General features: G+C 59.5%; 4 protein-coding genes. 3 read left to right on the top strand and 1 reads right to left on the bottom strand.

What is annotated here, in order from left to right:
• From QZ511_RS15840 to ahpF, 3 genes are all read left to right on the top strand, one after another.
• The coding region (locus QZ511_RS15840; RefSeq protein WP_295803879.1) for a S8 family serine peptidase at nucleotides 1-4,278 on the top strand (4,278 nt) is incomplete at its 5' end.
• Nucleotides 4,279-4,519: 241 nt separating this feature from the next.
• Complete coding sequence (gene ahpC / locus QZ511_RS15835) at nucleotides 4,520-5,086, top strand: alkyl hydroperoxide reductase subunit C (protein ID WP_295803875.1); 567 nt, start codon at nucleotides 4,520-4,522, stop codon at nucleotides 5,084-5,086.
• A 207-nt stretch (nucleotides 5,087-5,293) separates the two neighbouring features.
• Nucleotides 5,294-6,877 (top strand): alkyl hydroperoxide reductase subunit F, encoded by a 1,584-nt coding sequence (ahpF, locus tag QZ511_RS15830; RefSeq protein ID WP_295803873.1) that lies wholly within the window; start codon nucleotides 5,294-5,296, stop codon nucleotides 6,875-6,877.
• Nucleotides 6,878-6,991: 114 nt separating this feature from the next.
• On the opposite strand, the gene QZ511_RS15825 is transcribed toward ahpF, so the two are convergent.
• A partial coding sequence (locus tag QZ511_RS15825) for a hypothetical protein (protein ID WP_295803871.1) occupies nucleotides 6,992-7,268 on the bottom strand: 277 nt, incomplete at its 5' end.

The raw sequence follows: 7,268 nt of genomic DNA, 5'->3' as shown, positions 1-7,268 counted from the left end.
CCGACGAATGGTGAGGACTACAATGGACACGGTTCCCATACCGCCAGTACCGCAGGCGGCAACGTCCTGTTCGATACCCCGCTGCAGGTACCGGAAAACGTCACGACTTCTGACGGTGTCGATCTGCCGGTCAACTTCCCGAAAACTTCCGGTATCGCGCCGCACGCCAACATCATCTCTTACCAGGTGTGTTATGCCGGTGGCGCAGGTGATGAATTTGCCGGCTGTCCGGAAGAAGCCATCCTTGCGGCCGTGGACGATGCCATCGCCGACGGTGTTGACGTGATCAACTTCTCTATTGGCGGTGCCGAAAGCTTCCCGTGGGAAGACCCGATGGAACTCGCGTTCCTGTCCGCCCGTGAAGCGGGTATCTCCGTCGCCGTAGCCGCGGGTAACAACGGGGCCTACTGGAGCACCGACCACACCTCGCCCTGGCTGACTTCTGTCGGCGCCCTCACTCATGACCGGGTGCTGAAGGAAGCGGAAAAAACCATCGGTAATTTCACCGGCGGTACCAACCAGACCTGGCGTGTAAATGGCAAAACCTTTGAAGGCGTAAGCTACTCTGACGGCATCAGTGGTCGAATCGTATACGCCGGCCACTACGAAAATCCGAACTCCAGCATGGAGTCGAAGCTGTGCGAGCAGCCCTTCCCCGCTGGCACCTTCGACTTTGCCGACGACCCTGACACCCTGGACGTAGACGAAAGCACGATACCTGTCATCGTGATGTGTGACCGCGGTGAAGTCGCTCGCGTCGCCAAAGCCGAGAACGTTGCCGCCGGTGGTGCCGAGGGCTTTGTCCTGGGTAACGTCAGCTACAGCGAAACCCTGGTAGCAGACCCGTATGTAATCCCGGGTATCCATATCAGCGCTTCCGACCGCACCAACCTCTACTACTGGCTGAATGCCAACCAGGACGCGGTCAACATGGCGGAGATCACCGCAGGTGTCACCACCTACACGACCGATCCCGAAGTCGCGAACATCATGGCTCCGTTCAGCTCCGCTGGCCCCAGCCTGACCAATACCAACTACCTGGTACCAGCGATAGCGGCGCCCGGGGTGAAGGTTTACGCGGCCAATGCGGACGATCAGCCGTTCACCAACTCGCCGTTCCCCAGTGACTGGACCTTCATGAGCGGCACATCCATGGCCTCACCGCAAGTTGCCGGCGCCATGACCCTGCTGAAACAGGCACACCCGGATTGGACTCCCGCGGAAATCCAGTCTGCGCTGATGCTGACCGCTGGCGAAGCCTACGGCAGTGACCCGTACGGCCGCAAAGTAGCGCTGGACAACCACTTCCGTCAGGGGGCTGGTGCACTCAACATTGCTGCGGCAGCCGATGCCGGCCTGGTGATGGATGAGACCATCGACAACTACGTTGCTGCCAACCCGGCAGAAGGCGGGCGCGTCGAATGGTTGAACACCCCTTCCATGGTGAACAAGGACTGCAAAACCACCTGTTCCTGGATTCGCACACTGAAGGCAACCAAAGACGGCACCTGGACCGCAACCGGCGAGAGCAAATACGACTCCGACGCCGAGGTTACGGTAACCCCCGCCCAGTTCACGCTGCGCGCAGGTGAAGAGCAGACCATCATGGTCACCGTTGACGTGAAGTCTGATATCTTCGATGCAGTCTCCCAGACTCCGTTCGAGGACATGCCATCCGTAGATACTAACCGCCTGTTCTTCTTCGGTGACGTGGTCCTGACCGAAACCAGCGGTGCTTCTCCTCGCAGCCATCTGCCGGTTGTTGCCGCGTTCGAGCGCGGAGCGCTACCGGACCAGGTCGCACTGGAAATCCACCGCGAACAGGGTCGCGAAATCGTGGGCGGACTGCAGCTGCCGGAAACCGGTGCGTTTGAAGTGCGCAAGTACGGTCTGACCAAGGCAACCGTGCACGAGTTCGAACTGGGCCGTGGCAACCCCTACGTTTCCCCTGGAAACATGGGCGAAGACCGCGGCTGGGGCTGGATGCTGATCGATGTACCGGCGGATACCAAACAGCTGGTCGTCGAGTCGTACAGCTACGAAGCCACCAATCCCGAAGACCTGGATCGCAATGCCTCCGTCATGCTCGGTATCGACCGCAACGGCAACGGCACGGACTTTGAGAGCACTGAGGAATACCGCGATGAGCTGGTATGCACCTCGTTCCACCCGGGTGTGAACAACTTCTGTGTGATCAACAATCCGGAGCCCGGCACCTACTGGGCGGTGATTCACAACTCCTCCGCAGCCGGTGATTCTCTTCTGGGCCACCAGCCCGGCAAGGTAACCGGTGGTTATGCCGTGGTCGCAGCGGATTCCGATACGGACAACATGACCATCACTACCCCGGACTCCAATACCGGTGCCAGTGCTGTGGACATTGCCCTGGACTGGAACCTGCCGGAAGCCACCAATGGCGATGTGTACTACGGTGCGTTTGACCTGGGTGTCTCCGGTGCGCCGGGCAGCATCGGTCTGTCTGCCGTACGTATCAAGCGCGGCAAGGATGAGGTCAACCTGGATATCAGCCAGAAGACCGCCAAGCCTGGCGACGTCATCGACTTCGTGCTCGACGTCCGTCAGAACCTGGAATCCAGCGACCGCAACTACGACATCAAGGCGACCCTGCCGCAGGGACTGACCCTGGTGGAAGGCTCCGTGACGTCCACTGAGAATGTCGAGAATCTGACCAGCGAGAACGGTCTGATCAGCCTCGCCGGCCTGCAGTCGTCAACTCGTGACGTTGCCCGCGAGTATGTGGTGACTACCAACGCCACCGATCAGATGTGTCATACACCGATGATCGACGAGTACTCCGACGGCAAGTACATCGACCTGCTGGAGTTCAACCTGCGCCCGCTGCAGGGTCTGTGGGAAGGTGGCGCCGACCACCGCTACGTGGTCCAGGTATCCACCGAGTGGCTGTTCTGGAAGGAAGATGCGGAAATTCCGCTGTTTGGCCTGCCGCACAAGGGCTTCGTCAATATCCTGCCGAACGGTCTGCTGCACATGGATGAGAATTGGTGGGCGTGGAACTGGCACCGTCCAGCCGGCAGTGGCTTCGTGCTGTCTGGCGTAATGCCGTTCTGGCGCGGCAACTTCACCGCGGATTACTACAACTCCCCGGAAGAAGTGCGCGGCCTCACCATTGCCAACCAGTATGCGGAAGAACGCCCCGATCTCGGCGATCTGGTATTCATGGAGTACGACAACATTGTCGACGCCTCTACCGGTACCGAGGTGGACTTCGAGGTAATCATGCGTAACGGCATTGATTTCGGCGAAGGCATGCACGAAATCGTCATGGCCTATGACAACCTGAGCGGTGACCTGAAAGAGGGTGCCATCGGTGTCGAGCAGGCCGACGGCTTCCTGACCTCTGGCGGCCCGGTAAATGGCTACCGCGGTGAAAACGTGGCCTATAACAACCTCGACGAAACTCTGCACAACGACCTGGTGATCTGTTACGACTACACCGGTCCGGAGCAGAGCGCCATGCAGGTGAAGTTCCAGGCCCGCGTCAACGAATCCGCCGCCGGCGAGACCCTGGTGGTTAACCTGGACAACGCCATGGAATTTGCCGATGCAAAATCCACCGCGCAGGAAATCGTCGTCAACGGCAATATCGCTGTTGCAGCCATCGCCGATCAGGTGGTGAATGAAGACGAAACCCTCGAGGGCATCCAGGTAATGTACGTAGACGCAGACCCGGTGGGCAACACCATCGAAGTCAGCGGCGAGCACATCACTGCGACCGTCAACGGCCACACCGCCGGTTCCACCTTCGATATCACCCCGGAAGCCAACTTCTCCGGTGAAACCGAAGTAACCGTCACCGTGCGCGACAACAACGTTGCTTCGGATAGCAGCAGCGTGACCTTCATGCTGACCGTGAACGGATCCAGTGACGCGCCGGTAGCGGCTGTTGCCGGCGATGTCACCATCACCGAAGGCGAGAGCGCGATGCTCGACGCGAGCGCGAGCTCTGACGCCGACGGCGATGCGCTGACCTTCAGCTGGAGCGGCCCGGGCACCATCGACGGTGCGAACACTGCTACGCCCACCATCAGCGGCCTGGCCGCGGGCGAGCACACGTTCACCGTTGCCGTTTCCGATGGCGCTCTCAGCTCCGAGGCAACCGTCACCGTAACCGTAAACGCCGCGGCCCCGGAGGTTACTCCAGAGCCCGAGAAGAAAAAGAAAAGTGGTGGTTCCATGTACTACCTGCTGGCTCTGCTGGCAGCAGCCGGACTCATCAGAAGACGCAAGCTGGCCTGATGGCAAGCTGACTACAGCGTCTCAAACCTTAAGCGGGCCCCCTGGGCCCGCTTTTTTTTGCCTGAAACACTCGCATCCAACACCGCACAAGAAACTATTGATTGGTTACCATCAATTACCCCAGGCAATCACAACCATAAAAATCAATAATTTCTATTACCTATCGATCACTAATAGTATTTCCCCCGTACCAAGCAACTCACGCCTTAAACCAAAAGGCAAAAGCAACAAGGAAATGACTATGTCCAGCTACATCAACCAAGAGATCAAAACCTTCAACGCCAAGGCTTACCAGTCCGGCGATTTCTTCGACATCAGCGATGCTGACCTGAAAGGCAAGTGGTCTGTGGTGTTCTTCTACCCGGCCGACTTCACCTTTGTTTGCCCCACCGAGCTGGGTGACCTGGCGGACAACTACGCCGAGTTCCAGAAACTGGGCGTTGAGATCTACTCCGTATCCACCGACACCCACTTCACCCACAAGGCGTGGCACGACACTTCCGAAACCATCGGCAAGATCCAGTTCCCGATGATCGGCGACCCCACCGGCACCATCACCCGCAACTTCGGTGTGATGATCGAGGAAGAAGGCATCGCCGACCGCGGCACCTTCGTGATCGACCCGGAAGGCCGTATCCAGATCGTCGAGATCAACGCCGGCGGTATCGGCCGCGACGCCCAGGACCTGCTGCGCAAGATCAAGGCCGCCCAGTACGTCGCCGCCCACCCGGGTGAAGTGTGCCCGGCGAAGTGGAAAGAAGGCGAAGAGACACTCGCTCCTTCCCTGGACCTGGTAGGCAAGATCTGAGGGCTACTTCGTTCATACGAAGTACTGAAGCTCTCGAGAAGGTGCTGATGGCGGGGGGCAGCCTTTCGAAACATTCACCGCCATGGATGGCGGTGCAGAGCCCCCAGGGATGGGTGCACGCCGTGTTTCGAAAGGCTGCACCCGTCAGCAGCACCGCCACAGGACTCCAAAAAAGAACCACAAATTACTAAATACCAGGACACACCGATGTTGGACGCAAACGTAAAGAAACAACTGGACCCCTATCTGCAGAATATCGTCACTCCGATCGAGATCAGTGTGTCCGCCGACAGCAGCTCCAAGGCTGCTGAACTGAGCAGCCTTGCCGAAGAAATTGCCGGGCTGTCAGACAAAATTGCCCTCAATCAGGAAGACCGCAAGCGCACCCCGAGCATGGCCATCGCCCCCGCCGGCGAAATGCCGCGCGTCAGCTTTGCCGGGATTCCCATGGGGCACGAATTCACCTCCCTGGTGCTCGCCCTGCTGCAGGCCGGTGGCCATCCGTCCAAGGTGGACCCAGAACTGCAGGAACAGATCCGCAGCATCCAGGGGGAATTCCACTTCGAAACCTATATCTCGCTGTCCTGCCAGAACTGCCCGGACGTGGTGCAGGCACTGAACCTGATGGCGAAGCTGAACCCGAACATCACCCACGAGATGATCGACGGCGCCCTGTTCCAGGACGAAGTCGACGAGCGCCAGATCATGGCCGTCCCCGCGGTGTACCTGAACGGCGAGCACTTCGGCCAGGGTCGCATGAGTCTGGAAGAGATCGTGGGCAGGATTGATACCGGTGCGGAACAGCGCAAGGCGGAAGCACTCAACGAGCGCGAGCCCTACGATGTGCTGGTCGTAGGCGGTGGCCCCGCCGGCGCGGCGGCGGCGATCTACGCCGCGCGCAAGGGCATCCGCACCGGCCTGGTAGCAGAGCGCTTTGGCGGTCAGGTGATGGATACCGTGGGAATCGAGAACTTTATTTCGGTCCCCTACACCGAGGGCCCGAAGCTGGCCGCGAGCCTGGAGCAGCACGTTAAAGAATACGGTGTGGACATCATCACCGGTCAGCGTGCCGCCGACCTGAAGCGCAAACAATTGATCGAACTGGAACTGCAAAGTGGCGCGACCCTGGCAAGCAAGTCCGTGGTGCTTGCCACCGGTGCCCGCTGGCGCGAACTGGGTGTGCCCGGTGAAGCCGAATACCGCACCAAAGGCGTGGCCTACTGCCCTCACTGCGACGGGCCCTTCTTTAAGGGCAAGCATGTCGCGGTCATCGGCGGCGGCAACTCGGGTATCGAAGCAGCCATCGACCTGGCCGGTATCGTCAAGCATGTCACCGTACTGGAATTTGCCGATACCCTGCGTGCGGACGAGGTACTCGTGCGCAAGGCCCGCTCCATGGCCAATATCGACATCATCACCAATGCCCAGACCACCGAGGTGCTCGGCGATGGCAGCAAGGTGAACGGCTTGCAGTACACCGACCGCACCAGTGGTGCGAGTAAAACACTGGAACTCGCGGGCGTTTTCGTACAGATCGGCCTGGTGCCGAATACCGAGTTCCTGAAGGACAGCGGACTGGAGATGAATCGTATGGGCGAGATCGTGATTGATGCGCGGGGAGCCACCTCGATACCCGGCGTGTTTGCCGCGGGCGACGCGACCACTGTGCCCTACAAGCAGATTGTGATTTCCATGGGCGCCGGTGCGACCGCAGCGCTGGGTGCCTTTGACCACCTGATTCGCACATCGGCACCCGATCAGGAGGAAGAATCCCTGTCCATGGCAAGCTGACAGACCCCTGCCGGGTATCGGCCTCCCAGCGATATCCGGTGAATCCCCCGGCGGTCTTCCTCACCGCCATCCACTGGGAACCATCCCTTGCGGCCGGCCCCCAACCGGCCTTTTTTATTCCTGCGAATACTGTCGGACTCGGCCCAGCCGGCCGGTTAATTTCCGGTTCAGCTCGCGAGAATTAGTATTCGCCAAAGCTGGTTTAAGGATTGCGCTCAAACCCCATGAGACAGGCACGGTCACGCTGCGGCGTTTCCCCACTTGAGCGGAGATGTCACGGGCCTTTAACAATCCTTTACTGGCCAGCGGAGTGCTCGACTGGTAGTTTTCGCTATCAGAACCAAGCAGTCTAAATTGGTCACGCGACATACAGCCAGACATCCCAACGATT

It is taken from the genome of uncultured Microbulbifer sp., assembly GCF_913055755.1.
GTDB lineage: Bacteria > Pseudomonadota > Gammaproteobacteria > Pseudomonadales > Cellvibrionaceae > Microbulbifer.
This window is presented reverse-complemented; position numbering and strand designations above follow the sequence as displayed.

Coding starts and splice junctions, on each gene's coding strand:
- ahpC (WP_295803875.1), top strand. CDS start 4,520: ATGTCCAGCTACATCAACCAAGAGATCAAAACCTTCAACGCCAAGGCT.
- ahpF (WP_295803873.1), top strand. CDS start 5,294: ATGTTGGACGCAAACGTAAAGAAACAACTGGACCCCTATCTGCAGAAT.